Source organism: Paludisphaera borealis, from assembly GCF_001956985.1.
In the GTDB taxonomy this organism is placed as follows: domain Bacteria; phylum Planctomycetota; class Planctomycetia; order Isosphaerales; family Isosphaeraceae; genus Paludisphaera; species Paludisphaera borealis.
Window position 1 is genome coordinate 3,524,804 of record NZ_CP019082.1, and the last position, 20,426, is coordinate 3,545,229.

At 66.4% G+C, this 20,426-nt stretch carries 12 protein-coding genes; 5 read left to right on the plus strand and 7 right to left on the minus strand.

The features are described 5' to 3' along the window. Positions 1-562 precede the first annotated feature (562 nt). From BSF38_RS13645 to aroF, 4 genes are all read right to left on the minus strand, one after another. Entirely contained in the window at positions 563-2,884 is a 2,322-nt protein-coding gene (locus BSF38_RS13645; protein ID WP_076346433.1) for a glycoside hydrolase family 127 protein, read from the minus strand. A 39-nt stretch (positions 2,885-2,923) separates the two neighbouring features. Further along, positions 2,924-3,616, minus strand: coding sequence for a bacillithiol biosynthesis deacetylase BshB1 (gene bshB1 / locus BSF38_RS13650; protein ID WP_076346435.1), 693 nt, complete (start codon positions 3,614-3,616; stop codon positions 2,924-2,926). Positions 3,617-3,850: 234 nt separating this feature from the next. Then, on the minus strand, positions 3,851-4,354 hold the full coding sequence (locus BSF38_RS31355; RefSeq protein WP_076346437.1) for a hypothetical protein: 504 nt from the start codon (positions 4,352-4,354) through the stop codon (positions 3,851-3,853). Between the two features lie 499 nt (positions 4,355-4,853). Next, entirely contained in the window at positions 4,854-5,867 is a 1,014-nt protein-coding gene (gene aroF / locus BSF38_RS13660) for a 3-deoxy-7-phosphoheptulonate synthase (RefSeq protein ID WP_076346439.1), read from the minus strand. 1,371 nt (positions 5,868-7,238) lie between these two features. Between aroF and BSF38_RS13665 the strand changes: the two genes are divergently transcribed. The 3 genes from BSF38_RS13665 (at position 7,239) to BSF38_RS13675 (ending at position 11,560) form a co-directional block, all read left to right on the plus strand. Further along, a complete protein-coding gene (locus BSF38_RS13665; protein ID WP_083712925.1) occupies positions 7,239-8,966 on the plus strand; it encodes a gamma-glutamyltransferase in 1,728 nt (575 codons plus the stop codon). Positions 8,967-9,370: 404 nt separating this feature from the next. Further along, entirely contained in the window at positions 9,371-10,345 is a 975-nt protein-coding gene (locus BSF38_RS13670; RefSeq protein ID WP_076346443.1) for a hypothetical protein, read from the plus strand. Between the two features lie 66 nt (positions 10,346-10,411). Further along, a complete protein-coding gene (locus BSF38_RS13675) occupies positions 10,412-11,560 on the plus strand; it encodes an IS630 family transposase (protein WP_076346445.1) in 1,149 nt (382 codons plus the stop codon). A gap of 1,002 nt (positions 11,561-12,562) precedes the next feature. On the opposite strand, the gene BSF38_RS13680 is transcribed toward BSF38_RS13675, so the two are convergent. Further along, on the minus strand, positions 12,563-13,162 hold the full coding sequence (locus BSF38_RS13680; RefSeq protein ID WP_076346447.1) for an HD domain-containing protein: 600 nt from the start codon (positions 13,160-13,162) through the stop codon (positions 12,563-12,565). 180 nt (positions 13,163-13,342) lie between these two features. Between BSF38_RS13680 and BSF38_RS13685 the strand changes: the two genes are divergently transcribed. Further along, positions 13,343-14,470: a glycoside hydrolase family protein gene (locus BSF38_RS13685; RefSeq protein ID WP_210405718.1), complete on the plus strand. Its 1,128-nt coding sequence runs from the start codon at positions 13,343-13,345 to the stop codon at positions 14,468-14,470. Between the two features lie 163 nt (positions 14,471-14,633). Here the strand turns inward: BSF38_RS13685 and BSF38_RS13690 are convergent, their stop codons facing one another. Then, positions 14,634-15,512 carry an alpha/beta fold hydrolase gene (locus BSF38_RS13690; protein WP_076346451.1) on the minus strand — a complete coding sequence of 293 codons (879 nt, stop codon included), beginning with the start codon at positions 15,510-15,512 and terminating at the stop codon, positions 14,634-14,636. Positions 15,513-16,283: 771 nt separating this feature from the next. Between BSF38_RS13690 and BSF38_RS13695 the strand changes: the two genes are divergently transcribed. Next, positions 16,284-19,367 (plus strand): sigma 54-interacting transcriptional regulator, encoded by a 3,084-nt coding sequence (locus BSF38_RS13695; protein ID WP_237170872.1) that lies wholly within the window; start codon positions 16,284-16,286, stop codon positions 19,365-19,367. Positions 19,368-19,400: 33 nt separating this feature from the next. Here the strand turns inward: BSF38_RS13695 and BSF38_RS13700 are convergent, their stop codons facing one another. Beyond that, on the minus strand, positions 19,401-20,393 hold the full coding sequence (locus BSF38_RS13700) for a DUF6263 family protein (RefSeq protein WP_076346453.1): 993 nt from the start codon (positions 20,391-20,393) through the stop codon (positions 19,401-19,403). Positions 20,394-20,426 lie beyond the last annotated feature (33 nt).

Below are 20,426 nucleotides of genomic sequence, written 5' to 3' on the forward strand. Positions count from 1 at the left end.
AGCCGCCGGAAATTGGCTTCGATCGCGCGGAAAAGTGGGTCGTCACGACTGCCCCGCCGAGCCAATGCCGACGCCCGGAGGCTTACGCCCCGGCCGTCGGGAATTGGCTTCGATCGCGCGGAAAACTCGGGCGGCCGACGCCCTCTCGTCCCGTAGGGTGGGCGCCGCCCACCATCCGAACCCGTTGTAACATCGACAGTTATCGACGGTGGGCAATGCCCACCCTACGAAGAGTCTCCCCGAGCCCATTGGCTTCGATCACGCGCGAAACACGGGTTTCCAAAGGCGCTCTGGGCCAGGGACGAAGCGGAACGACTCGCGTTCCCGGCTCGCCGGAAATTGGCTTCGATCGCGCGGAAATACGGGTTTCCAGGACGATGACGAAGCCGGGCGGCTCGACGGAATTTGGCTTCGATCGCGCGCTTTTTCGCCGTGTTGCTCGCCGCCTCGGTCTCTATCCAACGGGCGCATTGAGAAGGAGCGAATGGGGAATCCGAGAATCCCCCATCCTTACTATGCGCCGAAGTCGCCTGAATGAGAAAACCGATCGCGAAGTCCCGCCTCACTTCCCGAACGCCTCGATTTCGCCGCAGGACGAGAAGGCTTGATCGGGGTTGTCGCCCGAGGCCGGCGTGCCGATGATGCGGATGGCGCGGGCGGTGACGGGCTCTTTCATGCGCAGCTCGAACGCCTGGCCCGGTTTGAGGTCGGGCGCTTTGGCCGAGGTCGCGGCCGGGTAGTCGGCCAGCTCGCCGACGGTCTCCCAGGGGCCGTCCTTCTCGCGACGGACTTGCACCCGGGGCTTGCCGTGGCTGGCGTCGAACCAGCCGCCGTCGTGGAACGACTGGCCGTGGCGGTAGACGACGCGGGCGATCGTCGCGGGCTCGCGGAGCGACAGGGCGTACCAGTCTTCCGTCGCCTTGCGACCGTTGAAGGTCACGACGAAGTTCTCGGGATCGCCGTCGTTGATCGCCCCACCGACGTTGCCGTCGCGCGAGGCGCTTTCCTCCGCGTCGGCCAGGAGCGACTCATTTTTCGCCAGCGCGACGCCGGGGGCCCGGAGCCAGACGCGATAAACCTCGCCGGTCGAGCCGGCGTCGGCGAACGGGACGAACACGGCCGGCCTGGGATCGCCCGAATCGCGTCCGACCGCCGGCCCGCGGAACGCGAGATTGGGTCCCGGAAGCAACTCCAGGCGCTCGTTCTCCACCAACCCCACGGTTCGGGCCGGGACGCCGCCGGGGTTCCGGGCCTCGTCGTAAGCCAGAACGAACGGCCCCCAGGTCATCGCGGCTCGCCCCGGATTCGAGATGCCGCCGGGAACGAGCCTGGAATTCAGTTCGAAATGGATATCCGTCACCGTGTCGGGTTGCCAGGCGTCCGAGACGACCACGACCGAGCCGTCCGGTAGGATGTTCAGCGACGCTGACGAGCCCTTGGACGAGACCGTCAAGCGCGAACTCCAAGAAGGCTTCCGAATCCGGATCGCGAGCCGAGCCGGCTTGGCCGATCGCACGGCGAGCGTCGATCGCCCCTCGCGCGGAAACCCGCTCTTTTGCTCGACCACGATCTCCTGACCGTCGCGCGTCAGGGTCGCGCGCGACGTCTCAAGGGTGTTGACGAGGACCGCGTCGTAGTCCTCCCAGCGCGTCTCCAGATAGGCCGACTGCACGGCGAGGGCCATCCCGCGCGGGCCGCTGGAGTGACAGCAGGTGATCCCCGCGTCGTACGGCTTGCGGCCTTCGAGGGCCGTGTAGTAGCACCAGTCGTCTCCGTCCGGGTGCTGGGCGGCGGTTAGATGGTTGTAGAACGCGCGGTCGAGTTCGTCGCCGTAGCGATTCTCACCTGTCAGCCGGAGCAACTGAAGCGAGAGCTGAATCCAGGTCGTCGTCACGCAGGTCTCGCCGACGTGGGCGCTCACCCGGTTCGGCAGGACGTGGTCGGCGTGGAAGTGCTCGCCGTCGCTCGCCGAGCCGGTGAGATACAGCCGGTTGGCGACGACGTCCTCCCAGGCATGGATCACCGGGTCGAGATAGCTCCGGTCGCCCGTGGCCCGTGCCAGCTCGCAAAGGCCGACGAGGTTCGAGAGCATCTCATACGCCTTGCCGTTGCCGGTCTCGTTCACCCCTTTTCCGGCCGCGAGCGAGGCCAGCACCTTGGGTCCGTTCGGCTCGTCCCACGACTTGACGATGTAGCGGGCGAAGTCGAGGTAACGGGCCTCGCCCGTGAACCGGTAGAGCAGAACGATCGGCTCCAGAACGCTCGTCGACGCCATGCCGACCTGCGTCCCTGCCGCAAGGATGCTCCGCTTGGCGGGAAACGTCGACGCCAGGAGATTGGCCATCCGACGGCAGGCGTCGAGCGCGGGTTGGCTGCCGGTGTACTGGTGGTAGGTCAGCAGGCCGATCAGGTTGTACTTGTGCGACCAGACGTCCCAGTCGGCCTCCTGGTAAAGCCCGAACCGTTTCTCGGGAACGTAGGTGCCGAGGTAGCCGTCGGGCTCCTGGCAGGCGACCAGCTCGGCGACGACCTTATCGAGCTTGTCCTTCAAGGCCGGGTCGCCGTTGTTGACCCAGGCCAACGTCGCCGCGTGCAGCCACTTGCCGATGTGCTCGCCGATCCAAGGGTGGCTCCCCGGCTTCTTGCGATAGCCCGCCAGCAGCGGCTCGACGTCGACGTTGAGAAGGCGTTTGGTGGCGTTGGCCTTCACCCGCGCGCCGAGCCAGCCGTCGAGCTGGATGCGCGCCGGCGAGACCACCTGGGCCACATCGGCGAGCTTCGCCGGAACCCGGAACGGAACCGGCTCGATCGGCGCCGACCGGGCGGAGGTCGCCAACCAAAGAACCATCAGGCCGGAAAGGAGAGATCGCGTCGCGGGTTTCATGCTCAAGTCGCCTTCGCTTGGGAGAGGAAAAGTGTGCGCTCAGAGGAGCAGTGAATCCAACCGGCCGAGGCCGACGGGCTCGCGGCTGGCGAACGGCTCGGCGTGCCCGACGCCCACCATGTGCCCCCAGAATCGGGTGCGGTCGCAGACCGAATCGATCACGCCGGGCCGGCCCGCGGGCTGGTTGTCGACGAGCTGCGACCGGTAGCAGCGCATCGCCGCGACCTTGGCGTCGATCTCGTCGGAGACGTCCAGAACCAGGCTGGGCCGCTCGACGATCCGCAGGTGGACGCTGAAGTAGTACAAGATCCGGGCGGGGTGGAACGGCTCGCCGGGGATGTCGGACTTCGACAGCTTGCTCCAGAACCGGGCGTCCTCGACGAGCTTGGTCGCCGCGAGGTGGTCGGGGTGGGCGTCTTCCCAGTAAGGGGCGAAGATCAACCGAGGCCGCACCTGCCGGAAGACCGCCGCGAGCGCCCGGCGGTTGGCCAGGGTGGGTTCGAGGCTGCGATTCGGCAGCCCCAGGTTCTTCCGCCAGGGGTTTCCCAGGTGCGCATTGGCGGCGGCGGTCTCGGCGGCCCGGCGCTCAAGGCTTCCCAGGGGCGTCGGCTCGCCGCTGGTGAGGTCGAGGACGCCGACCTTCCAGCCCTGTTTGGAGAGGCGGACGATCGTTCCACCCACGCCGAGTTCGGCGTCGTCGGGATGAGGCGCAACGACCAAGGCGTCAAGCATGGAAGCGACCCGTCTGGTTGGTTGAATGCTCGTGCGCGACGAGCCGCCAGGGGCTCGGCTCACCGTTCGATCCAACCAAAATACCGGGTTCGAGGCCGATACAGAAGGAGCCGGACTCGGCCGGCCGTCGACGGCGTCGGCGAGTCGGTGGAGAAGGGGGGAGGAATCCAGCGAGCGGGGACGAATCCGCCCCGCTCGCCGGGCGAGCTCACTTCGAGCCGAGAGGAGTCGGCGTCAGGATTTCTTGGCGGCCGGCTTCTTCGCCGGAGCCTTGGCGGCGGGAGCGCTCTTGGCCTTGACTTTCGTCTTCGGGGCGGCGGCCTCCACCTTGGCAGCGGCCGGCGCGGCCTTGGCCTTGGGGGCGGGAGCGGCTTTCTTGACCGCGGCCTTGGCCTTCGGAGCGGCCGAGGTCTTCAATGCGGCCGTGGCCTTGGGCGCGGCCTTGGCTTTAGGCGCCGCTGCCTTGGTCTTGGCCGCGGCCTTGGGCGCGGTCGCCTTGGGTTTGGCCTTCGCCGCCGGCTTGCCGCCGGGCAGCGCGGCGGTCACGGCGTGGATCGCGTCAGCGCCGAGGTCTCGGGCCGTCTCCGCGCCGGCGGCGATCGCTCCTCCCGCGGCCTGAAGCGTCTCGCCGGCCTTGCTCGGAAGGCGTTTCACGGCCTTCGTCGTTGCGACGGCCGCATCGACGACCGTCTCTTTCACGCTCTCCAACACACCCTTGCTTTTCTTGGTTCGACTCATCGCGACCTCTCGAAGTGGGACTCGGGACAGAGCAACCGCACCCTCCCTGCGCATCACGCCCTCCGCGAACGCAATTCGCGAAACAAGTGGAGGGCTCGCGTCCCTTCTCGTCGTCAGCCGAAGAGCGACCTCGCCGCGCGGCCGTCGACTCAGCAAATCAAATGAGCAAATCTCAGTTCAGCAAATCGAGTGCCGAATCAGGACGTCCGACAACCTTGCATTCGTGGGCGCCGCGTCAGCCGACGTGCGCGTGGAAACAAAGTCGCTTGGGGAATTGTAGCTCACGAACAGCCTCCGTGAGATCCTCTCTTGATGATTCGCACCGATTTTGAAACGTCCATCGAGTGGCCGAGCGGCAAGACGTGCGACGTGCGTTGAGTTGAACGAGGGGAAGGGGGAACAAGAGGCCGATCGCCGCGCTTCGCGCTCTCCCTCGCGTGAGGGAAAGCAGGCGAAGCGCGGCGATGGGATGCGGAGTCGAGTGCGATCGAGGAGCCGATCACATCGTCCGGTCGACGGCCTCGGCGATACGGCGGCACTGGGCCATGAGCTGGCCGAAGGCGGCGGGGGTGATGGTCTGGGCGCCGTCGCTGGCGGCGTGTTCAGGGTCCTCGTGAACCTCGATGATCAGGCCGTCGGCGCCCGCGGCGACCGACGCCTTCGACATCGGCGCGACCAGCTTCGCCTTGCCCGTTCCGTGGGACGGGTCGACCACGACCGGCAGGTGGCTCTTGTCGTTGAGGTAGGGGACCGTGGCCAAAGGCAGCGTGAACCGGGTGTGCTCTTCGTAAGTGCGGATGCCGCGCTCGCAGAGGATCACGTTGGGATTGCCGCGATCGAGGATGTACTCGGCGGCGAGGAGGAACTCGTCGATCGTCGCGCTCATCCCGCGCTTCAGGAGGGTCGGCTTGCCCGAGTCGCCGACGGCCTGGAGCAACTGGTAGTTCTGCATGTTGCGGGCGCCGATCTGGAGGACGTCGGCGTACTCGGCGACCATCGGTACGTGCTCGGGCGCCATGACCTCGGTCACGATCGCCAGGCCGGTCTCGGCCCGGGCCGCCGCCAGCATCTGGAGGCCCTTCTCCTTGTGCCCCTGGAAGCTGTACGGGCTGGTGCGCGGCTTGAACGCGCCGCCGCGCAGCGCGGTCGCGCCCAGCTCCTTGAGCTTGCGGGCGATGCTGACGATCTGCTCCTCGCTCTCGACCGAGCACGGGCCGGCGATCACCGCGACCTTCTTGCCGCCGACCTCGAAGCCGAGCGCCTTGACCACGGTCCGCTCGCGCTTCAGCTCGGACGAGGCCCGCTTGTACGGCGCCATGATCGGCAAGACCTTCTCGACCCCCTCGCCGGGCTCAAGAGCCTCGGTCAGCCCGGCGCGTTCCTCGCCGAGCGCCGCGATGACTGTTTGATGCTGCCCGGTAATGACCTGCGGGGTCATCCCCAGCGAAGTGATGTGTTGTCGCATGTGTTCGATCTGCGCCCCGGTCGCGTCCGGCTTCATAACCACGATCACGATCGACGCCCTCCCTTGAATAAAGTCATGGGACCGGCCTCATGGAGGCCAGCCACAATTCAGGATCTAGCCAGGGTCTGCGACCCCGGTCCGTTTCGAGCTTAGGCTTGAGCCAACAAAAAAAGCCCCGGTGCCTGATAACAGGTCCCGGGGCCTTTCGGTGTATGCTTGAATGTCGAGAGGGGTTCTAAGCGAGACCTCCGCACTCCGCCCGGCGACCTGTTGTGAGCCCGGTAAACACCCAGGCCCACCAGCCCTGATACGAGGCCGGATAATAAGTCGCGAACACGGTGCGAGCCAAGCGAAAAACCCTTGCAAACGCGGTCGTCAGACCAATTCTCAAGCGGAAAAAAAGGCGAATTCGGCCAGGCCCGGAACTTGCGATCCGAGCCTGGTCGAACCAAACCTATGAAGGTTCCAAGAATGCGGCTTGCCCGACGGGCAACCCGTCGGCTGCCGTTAGGCCAGCCGCCCCTGGTTATGACTACACACGCAATCACCTCCTTTCGATCTAGCCACCCCGCCGCCGCGAGAGTCCAGCCTCGCGCGACAACAGGCTCTAGTCCGTCGTGCCACGGTCGCACGACCCGAAAGTCGACCGAGCGTGTGTTCAGGCTCGGAACGACAACGTAACTGTATCCACCGAGGCCGTGCGGATCAACAGGCAAGATCCAAATACGCCGACGCGAAGCGACGGCCCCGCCCCCGAGTCTTATGACGACCTCACTCGGCACGATCGTCGACCGGACACCGCCACGGCCGGCGATTTCAACTTCCCCAACAAACTCCAACCCGACGACGCGACGAACGGAGGTTGGTCACTGTTCTATCCAGATCGCCCAAACATCGTTCAGAACCAGGTTCAACCCGTTTCCCGGTCTCGTCCGGAGCGAGTCACTTCGACGAGAGCAGGGAACGAAACCGGTTCATGTAGGAGGGGCCCGTGTGGGGCGGATCAGCCTCTCCCACTTTCCAGACTTCTTGCCCGTCCAGCTCCGCAGCTAGTGTCGCCGGACAGAAGTAATGCAAGGAATTCAAGGAGCGTGTTCAGCGAACCAGCGGCGGATGTTGCTCTCGCGGTCGCCGACGTGGACGCACCGGGACGGGTCGCCCGGTAGCTCCGTGGACTGCCTCGGGTCCTCCAGCCAGCGGTAGCTCTTCCTCATATTGCGAGAGTGGAAGGCCTTTATTTCCTCTAAGCGGACGGACATGCTTCTGCTACACTTTCAGCTCGTCGTTCACGACCGCGGGGAGTGGCGCGGGATCGGCTCGGCGTGCCGTGGGGCCCTTCGGGCTGATCGTGTCGAAAGCCTCGGCTCGCGGTGCATTCGGGGTCAGGCGCGGTGATCTCGCGAATTCAGGGAGGTCTTCATGAGAGCCCGAATCGTGTCCTTGATGACCGTCTGCGCGGTTGTCGCGGGAGGGTTTCCGGCGGAGGGCAATGAGCCCGACCGGGTCGCATCACACTCATTCCTAGCCGAAGGGCGGGACGGGCTGGTCGCGGGGATCACCGGCAAGCGAGCCGTGCACTCGGGAATCGAAATCCTGAAGCGGGGTGGCGGCGCGGTCGACGCGGCGATGGCGACCGCCATGACTCAGGTCGTCGAGGCGGCCGGGGAATTCGTCAGTTTTGCCGGCATGCTCAGCATGGTCTACTACGACGCATCAAGGAAAGAATATTACTATCTGAATGCCGGGTACAACACGCCGATCGAGGAGACCGACCCGCTCTCAATTCCCGGGATGGACCCGCGGACCGGGGGCGGGACGCCCAGCGGAAGGACCGCGCTGGTCCCTGGGTTCATGGCCGGCGTGCAGGCGGCCCACGATCGGTTCGGCAAGCTGCCGATGGCACAGGTCGTCGAGCCGGCTATCGCGCTGGCCGACGAAGGGTTCGAGGTCGCCCCGCATCTCGCCGGCTCGATCGAGTACCGCAAGGGCGTGCTGGGCCGCCTGCCCGAGACGAAGCGAGTCTTCACCAAGGAGGGCGGCGCGTTCTACGGGCAGGGCGATCGCTTCCGCCAGCCGGAGCTGGCCGCGACGCTCCGGCGCGTGGCCGAGCGGGGCGCGGCCGACATGTACACCGGCGCCTGGGCCGACCGATTCGTCGCCGCCGTCCGGAAGGAGGGGGGGAAGATCACGCTGGAAGACATGAAATCCTATCGAGCCACGTGGGAAGATCCGCTCCAAACCACCTTCCGTGGCCGGCAGGTCTATGCGCCGGGGCTCTCCTCACGGGGTGGGGTCGACACGGTCGAGGCGCTCAACCTGCTGGAACTCGCCGACCTCGGGCGATCCGGCCAGCCGTCGCGGTCGTCGGAGAGCCTGTTCTGGCTGATGCAGATCGCCAACAACCAGTTACTCAGCTACGGCCCGGAGGAGGCCGCGAAGCGATACCCAGGGCGGGATTTCGCGCCACGGACGCGGGCCACGAAGGAGCACGCCCGCTGGCTCTGGGAGCGGATGCGGCAAGGTGAGTGGCTCTATGCCGTCAGGCCGGCCGCCGGGGCCGGGACGAACGCCCGCCCCGGCCATTCGTCGGGGGTCGTGGCCGTGGATCGTTGGGACAACGTCGCGGCCGTGACCCACTCGATCAATACCGTGGCCTGGGGCAACACGGGGATCTTCGTCGCGGGCGTGTCAATCCCCGATTCCGCCTCGTTCCAGCAGGACGCCATCAAGCAGGCCGGCCCGGGCCGCCGGCTGCCGGAGGGGATGAATCCGCTGATCGTCGCCCGGGACGGACGGCCCGTCCTGGCCAGCACGGCCATCGGCGGGGGGGTACACCAGCGCAACTTGCAGGTGATCGCCGGCGTGCTGGAGTTCGACCTCGACGCGCAGGCCGCGGTCGACGCGCCCGCATTCCTGCTCCCCGACTGGTCCGCCTCTCCGAAAACTGTCGCCCAGGTACGGACCGGAGCGTTCGATCCCAAGGTTCTCGAAGGCGTCAGAACCCTCGGCCAGGAGGTCAAGGAACTAGGGCGGCAGGAGAGTGACATGTTCGTCGGCTACTGGGCCGGCATCGCCATCGACCCGCAAAGCCGACGCCTCCGCGGGGCCGGCACCGGCGAGCTACCCAGCCATGCCGAAGGGTATTAAGCTCGAGCCCGCCGAGATGGCGGAGTCCGTCCGGCGTGGGTCGCTGCCGGGATCGCAGGGGCGCGGGCCAGCTGCGCCGGATGATCGGCTCATCGTGCCGGCGCCCTCTCGGGTCGAGCCGAGACCAACGCGTCCCGACCGTTCGGGTCGAGCCGAGACCAACGCGTCCCGACCGTGCCGCCGCACGATCTCTGGCTCGCGAACCACGAAAGTCGAGAAGGATCGAGTCCACCTGCTTAGCTGCCTCCGATCGCGGTCCGGCGGTGAGGCGATGGAGGCCCTCGAGATCTCGTTTCGGACGGGAGGACCGTACCCCTTCCCGGGGCGCCGATCCGTTGACTCGGATTCCGGCCGAAGCCGTGGGGTTGAACTGATGGATCTCTTCAGTCAGGAGGGTCGCTACCATGAGCGGCGATAGAGTGGGCGTTCGCCATCCGGCTATCGTTCTCGCCTGTCTGTTGGGCTGCCTCGCGATCCGGGGCAGCTCATACGCAGGCGACCTCGAACCGTACCCGTTGCCGCCCGAAGCGAGGTCCGCCATCGAGCATCTGGCGGCGCGCTGCGACGTCCTGATCCTCGGCGAAATCCACGGCACCCGGGAGGTACCGGGGCTCGTCGCGGGTCTGCTGGCAGCCCTGAATAAACAAGGTTATCGGGCCCTGGCGATCGAGGTGCCCAACGACGCTCAAGCCCCCTTGTTGGCGTGGGCGCGCGGGGAGACCAAGAGGGTCCCGGATTTCTTCGCGAACCCCAACGGAGATGGTCGTGGGAACGTCCAGCTCCTGGAACTGGTCCGCACCGCGGTCTCGCCGCCATTCCGGTGGCAGGTCGTCTGCTTCGACGAGAGCGAGGCGATCCTTGAAAAGAGGTATGCGGCCCTGGTCCAGAAGAGACGGACTGGGGATGCGGATTCCCCTCAATTGCAGGCCGACGATGAGATCTCCCTGTGGCGGGAGGGCGACGCTGCGATGGCGGCGAACCTGCTGAGGGAGGCCAAGTCGCTCAAGTCGACGGACAGGATTCTGACGATCTGCGGAAACGTCCACGCCCGCACCGAGCGCGACGCGAAGGACCCGATGCTCTCCAAATTGTGGCCCTCATTCGCGGGGATGGTGAAGCAGGGGCAACCCGAATGGCGCGTGAGTTCCGTGGACATCGGATTCTCGAGTGGGGCGTATTTCAACGAGGGAGAAGTCAAGACGATCCGGGGACGGCCCATCGAGCATGCCGAAGTCCGATCGGCGGGTCAGACCGGCTGGGATCTCGTGCTGAGCCTGCCTAAAGCGAGCCCGGCAAGGTTTCTTTCCCCGAACCCCAGCTCGCCCGACGGCCCTGCCGCGAGGTCGCAAACGGCTGCCCCTGGCGCCGGACAGAAGTAATGCAAGGAATGCGGGGCCACCGAGTACGCTGGGATCCACCACAACCCGGCGAGACGAGGTGGCCCGATGCGCGGACGACGACCCCGACGGCTCTCGATCGAACCGGGCGACCTGCCGATCCTCCAGCGGGTCGCCCGGAGTGACTCATTGCCCTGGTATCAGGTCCGGCGGGCCCGGATCGTCCTGGCCAACGCCCAGGGCGTGCCGACCAGCACGGTCGCCTTGCAGATGCAGTGCGACGAGGCCACAGTCTGGAGGACCTGCCGGCGCTACGAGCACGGCGGCCTGACCGGACTGCTGGCCCCACCGGCCCGACCCGGCAGCCCCGGGCGGATTTCCCCCCTCCAGCGGGCGCAGATCGTCCGGCTCGCCTGCATGGAGCCCGTGGCCAAGGGCCTGCACATCACCCACTGGTCGAGTGAGGACCTGGCCCGCCAGGCGGTCACCGACGGCGTCGTCCCGAGCATCTCGCCCCGCACCATCCGGCGGATCCTCGACCGGGTCGATCTCCAGCCGCATCGGACCCGCTACTGGAGGACGTCCCGGCTGGATGAGGAGTTCAAGGACCGGGCCGAGAAGGTCTTCTGGTGCTACGCCAACGCCGAGCGGTTGGCCGAGCGGGGCATCTGGGTCGTCTGCCTCGACGAGATGCCCAACAAGCAGGCGCTGGAGCGCTGCCAGATCCGCCGGGCGATCCCCGGCTCGATCGAGCAGCAGGAATTCGAGTACACCCGGCATGGGACGGTCAACATCCTGACCTTCCTGGTGGTCCCCACCGGGCGGATGGAGGCGGCCATCCTGGAGACCAACGGCGCCGAGCACCTCATCCCGGCGCTGGAGGCGTTCCGGCGGGGGCACTATCGGCTCCGGGGCGTCTTCCTCGTCCTGGACGGCGGTGGGAGCCATATCGCCGGCGAGACGGCCGATTATTTCGCCGGGTGCGAGGAGTGGTGGCGTCCCCGCCTGACGCCGGCGCATGCCTCGTGGCTCAATCAGGGGGAGATCCTCAACCACGCCTTCGGGCTCCGCTACCTGAAGCGGGGGTCGTGGACCAGCCGGGAGGCCTACATCGCCCATGTGATGGCCTCCTGGCCGGAGTACAACCGGCTGTACGCCCACCCCATCGAGTGGACCTGGACGAATCCGAAGATGCGCCGCTGGTTCGACGAGCATGCCCCCCGAATTCCTTGCATTACTTCTGTCCGGCGACACTAGGGCGCCGCCGGTGACCCTGGCGACCCCATAGTGCCAGACCGGGAGGGAGTCGCCAGTGGATCGCGCCTCGACAGCCAGGAACGCCTCCAGGTTCGTCCCGTACGCGAAGACGAAAATCGCGCCATCTCGCAGGCCCGAAGTCTTGTCTGAGTAGCGATGGATCGGGTTGGGAAGGAGCCGCAGCTGTTTCATGCCCTTCACGGGACCAGCGTCCTCGCGAAGGACGAACTTGCGGGTGATCGTCTTCATCTGGCGTAGCCTTGCGGACTCCGACTCCGCGGGGGCCGCGATATCAGCGACTGGACTCATCGTCAAACCGGGGGCGGAAGACTGCCATTGATGGCCGTCGTCCCACGTCGCCGTGATCAGATCGGGCGAAAACGACGTTACGCCCTCGACCCATCGTACGGCATTCGACCCGGCCTTCTCCTTCGATAGTTCATGGATCGCCAGCGGCCTGCCCGGGGCACCCCAAGCCCAGAGCGACCCACTCTGCGTCGTCCCCGCGGGATCGGTGAAGTTGAGCAGGGAATCGGGGATCATCTCCGCGGCGCGAGGCCGACCGACCGTGACGGATTCGATCCGAACGAGCCCGGCGTGCTGCCGCATCTCCCCGTCCTGGCCGAATGATCGTTCCGCCATCACCGACCCCATGACTGCCAATGCGATCAGGCAGTGCAACGGGTGCCGCACCTGGCTTCCTTCAAAGCGCATGGACAGATACCGTTCAACTCGTGTCTTCATTGCGATCTCCGAAAGAGAGTCGGGAGCCCGCGAGTCGCGTCTCAGTTCCTGTGTCATACGCCAAATACTTACACGATCCAAGTACGGATAGAAGAGTTGACTCCATGAGGCGGAAACGGGTTAGGGGCGGAAAGAGGCGCTTTTCAATAGACGAACCAAAGACGTTTTGGCGAGATTCCTGCCCAAGCCCACGGCTTTCCTCCACTCCCCGGCCCAACGGGCGAGATCAGGATGGGCCGACGCGGAGCACGCGTCGCCTCAAAGCGACACCCGCGCCAGGATCTCGCGGCAGCAGGCGGAAAGCCGTTCGAGGCGGGGGTCGTCGCGGCCGCAGCAATCGAGGATCGCCTGGTAGTACCAGAGCACCTCGGCGCGGTCGGCGTGGAAGGCGGGCCAGACGTCGCGGCCCAGGCTGAGGTCGTATTCGATCGACGTCAGGTTGTGGATCTTGTCGGCCAGGATCACGGCGCGGGCCTCGACGGGGGCGTCGGCCAGCGCCGCCAGGTGGTCGCGCTTGCGATCGATCCACGGCCGCATCCGACCCGTCGCGTCGTTCTTGATCTCCGAGCAGCGCTCCACAAGGTCGGCGACGACTGGGCCGAACCGGGCCGCAACCTCCTCGATCGTGACCGCCGTATCCTCGACGACGTCGTGCAACAGCCCCGCGATCACCACGTCCTCGCCGAATCCCGAGCGACCGAGAATCCAGGCGACCGCGACGACGTGCTGCACATAGGGCGTTTCGCTCGCGCGTCGCGTCTGCCCCTCGTGGGACGTCGCCGCGAACCGCAGGGCGTCCTCGAAGCGGAGCGAGAACAGGGGGGCTCCCGGCGACGACGAGAGACTGAGATCCGACATCGACGACGGCTCCTTGCTCGTAAGGATCGACCCCCTCAGCCCGTGATCGCCGGATGATTCTACGGTCCGCGCGCCCGACTCCTCAAGCCGCGCCGGCCTCTTGCTCGCAAGCGGCTTCGGCGAACATCATGGTCGTCTCGACGGAGTCCTTCCCCCATTCCCTGACGACGAGGCGCGACGATGGCGCGAGTACCGGCTTACCTTGGCGGCGTGCTGCTCACCGCCGCGATCCTCCAGACCGTGGCGACGGAAAACTGCAAGGCGGCCGAACCGAGGCCGTGGATCGCGATTCGAGGTGTCTACGGGGGCGTTCCCAGCCAGGTTTTCGACCGCAAGCAGACCCTGGACGACTACGGCGTGAACGCGGTCTGGATCGGCTCCGGCGGCGTCACCCGCGAGGTCGTCGAGCGATTGAAGCAGCAGAGCCCCGGCCTTCGTGTGTTCGCCGAGTTCAACACGATGCACGAGGCGGGCTATCTCGACGAGCATCCGGACGCCGCGCCGGTGGGCGCCGATGGCAAGCGTTGCCCAGCCCCCGACGGCTGGCAAGGAGTCTGCCCGACCCATCCGGGCTATCGCCGCGAGCGGATGGAGGCCTTCCGGCGCACGCTGGCCGCGGCCCCCATCGACGGGATCTGGCTCGATTACCACCATGCCCACGCGAGCTGGGAACAGGCCGAGCCGAACCTTCCCGACACGTGCTTCTGCCCGCGCTGCCTCGCCCTGTTCAGCAAGGAGACCGGCGTCGTGCTGCCGGACAGCCCCACTCCCGAACTGGCCCGACGGCTGCTGGGCCCCGAGCGCGCAAGCTGGGTGAAGTGGCGGTGCGACGTCTTCACAGCCTGGGTTGGCGACTTCCGCGCGATCCTCGACGCGACCCGCCCGCAAGCCCTGCTCGGGACGTTCCATTGCCCCTGGTCCGACGACGAGCGCGACGACGCCCTGCGCGCCAAGCTGGCCATCGACCTGGTCGGTCAGGCGAAATATCTGGACGTGTTCAGCATCATGACCTACCACGCGCGGTTCGGGCACGCCGACGACCCCGCATGGATCTCAAGGCAGACCGCCTGGCTGGGCCGCCATCTGGGGATTCGCGGCGTCGCCGGCGAACGGCTGAAGATCTGGCCGATCGTCCAGCTCTCGGACTGGGACGAGCCGCGGGTTCCGACTTCGCAGGTCGCGGCGGTTCTCGACCATGGCGCGCGAAAGCCGGCAACGGGCGTCACGGTCTTCGTGTGGTCGACCCTGCATCCCCAGTGGCCCAAGGTCGAGGAGATGGGCCGATTTTACAAGGCGATCAAGCCCTGAACCCAACCCTCGTAAAAACAGAAAGCTCCCCTCCGAAGGGGCCGAATCCGACGGAGGGGAGACTTCCTGAGGATGTCTGGAGAACAGAAAGCTCCCCTCCGAAGGGGCCGAATCCGACGGAGGAGAGACTTCCTGAGGATGTTTCGTTGCGGTCCTGGCGTCGTCAGACCGACGCCTTGACGCGCTGGAAGTGGTCGTGGACCTGGCGGACGACGGCGTCGGCGTGGGTAACGAAGCCGATGTGGCCGGCACCTTCGATGCTCTCGAAGCGGGCGCCGGAGATTCCCTGGGCCAGCCGCTTCTGGCGGCTCGCGGGGATGATCGCGTCTTTCGAGCCGGCGAGGACGAGGGTCGGCACGTCGATCCGCCAGAGTCGATCGGCGACGTCGAACTGCCGGAGCTGGCGGAGCCGCTCGGCCATCACGGCCTGCGGCGTCTCCCAGATCCGATCGACGACGAAATCGGTGCGCGGCCCCGGCTCGGGCTTGGTCCCGTACAGCAGATTCAGGAACTGATTGAGGAACGGGCTGTTCGCGGGCAGCGGGTATCGCTCAAGCACGTGCTGGGCGATCGTCGAGCCGATCGTCGTCCGGAACCGCTCCTCGATCCCCTGAACGATCAACGAGCCAAGGCAGCCCGGCTGCTCGACGGCCAGTTCGAGAGCCACGGCCGCCCCGAAGGAGACGCCGAAGACCGCGGGGCATTCCATGCCGAGCCGATCGATCAAGGCCGCGAGGTCGTCGGCGTGGCCGCCGACGTCGACGTGCCGCCGGCGCGAATCGCCAGGCCCGCCCCGTCCCCGCGACCGATCGCCGCGAAGACTGTAGCTGACTACCTCGTACTCGCGAGCCAGCCGACGGGCCAGCGGCATCAACAGCTTCCAGCTTCCCGCCAACCCCGGCACCAGGACGAGCGGCTCGCCGCGACCCATCCGGACGACATCGAAGACGTCGCCTTCGATCGTGACGCGCTCGCTGCGCCGTGAATCGACGTCGGACGCGATCGTCGACCAGGTATCCCGCCACTTGGTTGAAAGCCGCATGCTGCCTCTCCAGACCCGCGTCGGTCCCGTCGTCGGAATCCAAGAATCGGGCTGCTGAACACCACCGAAGTCGATGCGAAGATTCGAGCGGGTCGGCCTGACGCTTTTAAAAGCCCCGACGACCGCGATTGCGACAGACCCTAGAGAGCACATGGCGTGCCCAGTTCTTTTTTCGCACAAAGATCGACGAGGGACCTACGACCCGACCGGCCAAGAGTCCTAATTTCGCCGTCGAGCCGTCGACGGCCTATCGAGCTTTCAGCGCCGAAATAGACCTCGATCGGCACTGAAACCGACCCGACACCCACCCTATTTTATCTACATTCTTCAAATTAACGTCTAAAGCCGATTTCCGAGGCGAAACAGCTTCATGACACCCCAGAACCCCGACCGCGAAAGTCGCGCAGCCCTAGTTGGAATAAAGCCACTCGCCGAGCCGCCGAAACCTCGTCAGCGCCGACGCCTGACGAGGTTTCGTTAACGACAGCATTGCGTTTCAGCGCCGAATCGATAGACTAAATCGTTGCGACCGCATGAGTGACACGCCAACGAACCATCCCACGCGATCAGGATTGAGTCGCTCGCCACGACTTTCGATCGATGCTGTCGGAGCGTGTCGGCGGACGAGCGTTCGGGTCTTCTTTCGACTCGCCAGGACGGGCTCCGATGATACGACGCTCACGCTTCTGGGCTCGCTTTTCGCTCCCGGCTCTGGGACGTTCGACGTCGGCTTCGTATCCGACTTTCGACGGTTCGAGAGACTGGGCCGGGGTGCCGGATGAGAAGGGCTCGTCGTGGATCTCGGAGCGCTGGGCGGGATTGCGGATTCTGTTCCTCGTCGGTTCGGCGGTCGTGCTGCTGTATTCGGTGATGGTCCTCGCGCACGTGGTGTGGATGGGGACGATCGGCGTTCGCTGCATGTTCGGGACGATCGTCGAGGAAGAGGTCTCCCGCGATTTCGTCTGGAAGAGCGCTGGGGTTCGGGTCGAGCCTCCCCAGGTGGGCGACGTGCTGTCGTCGATCGACGGGACCGACTTACGGGCTGGCGATTACTCGGCTTACATCAAGGCCCTACGCGGGCTGAGCAACCGGATCGACGACACGGTGGACGTCCGCTGGGTCGATCAAAAGACCGGCGCGACGCGCGAGGCCCAGGCGGTGGTGCGTTACGCCCCGACCCGTTCGTACGTCTGGTCGTGCGTCTGGTTCCTTCAGGAGCTGTTGATCTTCGGCGTGGGCGCGAGGGTGTTCTGGAAGCGTCCCAACGACGACTCGGCTCGGCTGTTCTTCCTGCTCTGCATCGTTACGGTCGGCGCGTTCATGGGGGGCTACCACTGGACGGAGATCGTCCTCCGCCCGTTGTTGATCTATCCATTCGTGTTCTTCGCCCTGCTGGTGCCCGCGGTGAATCTGCATTTCTACCTGGTCTTCCCCAGGCCCAACCCGATCCTTCTGGTCTACCGCCGGTGGGTTCTCTCGGTCCTTTACGGCGTGCCGGCGGCGTTCCTGGCGGCGTTGTGGGGGGGGATGTACGCGTCGCGTTGGCTTCGGGATCGCGACGCGGCGACCGAGAGCACAACGGCGCTCCAGTTGATCCGCATCCTGGCGCTGAGCTACGTCTGGGTGGCGGTCTTTTTCTTCGCGTTGTGCCTCTTCTGCCTGGTCTTCAGCTATCGGCGGGCGCGGCATCGCGGCGAGCGCAACCAGGTCAAATGGATCTTGATGGCGACGGTGGTCTCGACCGTCCTGATCGGCTACATGATGTGGCAGACGCTGAGCGATCCGGCGAACCTGGGACGCGACAGCGCCGCGTGGCCGATGTTCATCGTCTCGCTCCTGTACACGATCGCGCACGCGTTCAGCATCACGCGGTACAAGCTCCTGCAAGTCGAGGAGATCATCAACCGGAGCGTGGTCTACTTCGCCTTCAGCGTGACGGCGGGGCTGATCTATTCGGGGCTGCTCCTGGTCGGCGGCAAGGTGATCGGCGACCGACTCCTGGCCGAGCGGACGACGTCGTGGGGCGCGGTGGTGGCGGCCGTGTCGGTGATCGTCGTCTTGATTCTGTCGGAGATTGCGCGCGGGCGGTTCCAGCGGGTGCTGGACCGACGGTTCTTCCGCGAGAAGTACAAGTTCGACCAGGCGATGCAGAAGATGCGGCTGGCGGTGGGGAGCCTGGTCGACCGCACGACGCTGGGCCGTCGGCTGCTGGAAGGGACCGCCGAGGTCATGCGGCTGGAATGGGGGGCGCTCTATCTGGCCGAGGTCGAGACCGGGACGTTCGAGCTGGCCGCCAGCCACGGTCCGACGCCCGACGACCATGTGCTTGAGGCGGCCAACCCGCTGGTGACGCGGCTCCGGCAGACGTCGTCGGTGCGGCAGTCGCACGCGCTGGGTTCGGCGGGTACGTCCGACCCGGCCACCGACGCCATGATCGCGCTGGGGGGCGAGGCCGCGTGCGGGGTGGGGGGGGACGGCCAACTCGCTGGTGTTCTGGTCCTCGGCCCCAAGCGGAGCGGCATGCCGTACGAAGACGAGGAGATGGCCTTCCTGGGCGCGATCAGCTCGGTGGCCGCGCTGGCGTTGCACTCGGCCGACATCCAGCAGACGCTCGAATCGTTGAACCACGAGCTGCGCGACAAGGTCGACAAGATCTCCGTGCAGCAGCGGCGGATTCTGATCCTCCAGGAACAGTTGCGCGACCGGGCCGAGCGCGAGATGGCGGGCCACCACGGGGGAACCGATTCGAGCGATCCCGGTCGCGGCGAGGCCGACGCCGTGGTCGAGGCGTTCGACCGGATCAAGGGGTCGAGCCCGGCCGTCCGCCGGATGACGAGCCTGGCGCGGAAGGTGGCCGCGAGCCCCTCGGCGGTCTTGATCCGCGGCGAGAGCGGGTCGGGCAAGGAGGTGCTGGCCGCGGCGATCCACGCGGGCAGTCCGCGCGCGAGCCGACCGTTCGTGAAGGTTCACTGCGCTGCGCTCTCGCAAAGTCTGCTGGAGAGCGAGCTGTTCGGCCACGTCCGGGGGGCGTTCACCGGCGCCGACCGCGACCGCATGGGTCGGTTCGAGCAGGCCAACGGCGGCACGCTGTTCCTCGACGAGATCGGCGACATCAACCTCGAAGTTCAGACCAAGCTGCTGCGCGTGCTCCAGGAGATGTCGTTCGAGCGCGTGGGAAGCTCGCAGCCGGTGAACGTCGACGTCCGGATCGTGGCCGCGACTCACCAGAACCTCGAAGCGTTGATCCAGGCAGGAAGGTTCCGCGAGGACTTATACTACCGACTCAACGTCATCTGCCTGACGGCGCCACCGCTGCGGGACCGTCGCGAGGACGTCTTCGAGCTGGCCGTCTACTTCCTGGACGTCCACGCGGCGCGGACCGGGAAGCTCCTCACCCACATCGACCCCGAGGCCGTCGAGGCGCTGATGGCGTACGACTGGCCGGGCAACATCCGGGAGCTGGAGAACGTCGTCGAGCGCGCGGTGGTTCTGGCCGACGGCCCGTCGCTGACCGTCGGCGACCTGCCGCCGGAAGTCCGCCAGCCGATCCGCCGTCGCTATCGCTCGCGCACTCGACTGGCGTCGACCGCAGGTCCGTCGGCCGGGTCGAGCGCCGCGGCCAGCGCCTCCTCGGCGGGGATGATCGCCGAGCGGCCCCCGAGCGCAGCGGCCTTGCCGACAGGCTCGACCGATGCGGCGGGCGACGAATGGAATTCGGAGTTTTTCGCCTACGAGCGGCAGCGCTTGCTCGACGCGCTTGAGGAGGCGGGCGGCAACAAGAGCATCGCCGCCCGCCTGCTCGGGTTGCCGCGAAGCACGTTCTTCAGCAAGCTGAAGAAGCACGGGCTCGCCTGACGCGTCGAACCCGGCCGGCCGCGGCTGTTCGATTCACTTGGCGGCCGACGGCTCGGGCGCCAGCTTCATCTCGATCTTGTTGACGATCGTCTGCTCCAGCTCCTGCCCTTGCGCCTTGATCGACTGGGTCATGGTCATGTCGACGTGCGACGAGATGATCCGTCCCTTGGCCGCGTCGAACACGAACCTCCCTTTGCCGTCCTGGTTCTTCATCGCGAATTCGATCTGGGCGTTCGCGTCCGGCTCCAGGGTCGTCTTGGAGGTCAGATCGATCCGAACGCGCGAGGCGTCGGCGGCTTCGGGGCCCTCGAACGTGTAGGTCTTGTCAGTGACCATCGTGCCGAGCTGGGCGGCCGGAATCTTGGATTGCTCCTTCCAGCTCTTGCCCTTGGCGACGGCCTCCTCGGGCAGGACCAGGCTCGACTGGCCGACCATGTTCTTGAGCGACTCTTTCGTGAACAGATTGCCGAGCCCCCCCTGGAAGCTCTTCTGGAGCGATTCCACCACTTTGTCGGCGATCCGGACGTCGCGAATCTCGCCGCGCGCATCCATCATCAGCGTGCACTCAAGTCCCGCCAGCGCCCTGAAGACCGGGACGAGCTGCGCCGCGACGGGGCCTTCCGGGGCCGGATCCTTCGAGGCGGAGTCGAATTCGAAAGGGGGCTGACCGGGCACCGAATCCATCCGAACCCGGACGCGGTCGATGGTCTGGGTCATCTCGGCGACGCCCTCGGGCGATACGTTGTTGACGGTCCAGTGGATGTCGCTGTCCTGGCTGACTTTCGAGCCTCCGGTCCGACCGTCGGGCAGCTTCATGGTCGTCTCGGTCTTCTGCACCAGACTGTAGCGAACGGTTTCGCCGGTCTTGAATTTCCATCGCAGGGGGGCGTCGGCCGTCGCCGCGCCTTGGAGGCCGACCGTCAGGAGGAGGGTCGCGACGGCCAGTCGGCCGGCGTTGAGGCGACGGAAGGCCGCCGGGCGCGCCGGGCGGGAGTGGTGGGGGGCTTTGGCGGTCGTTGAAGGCATAGATCGAACCTCTTGGGGTGAATCCACGGGTCG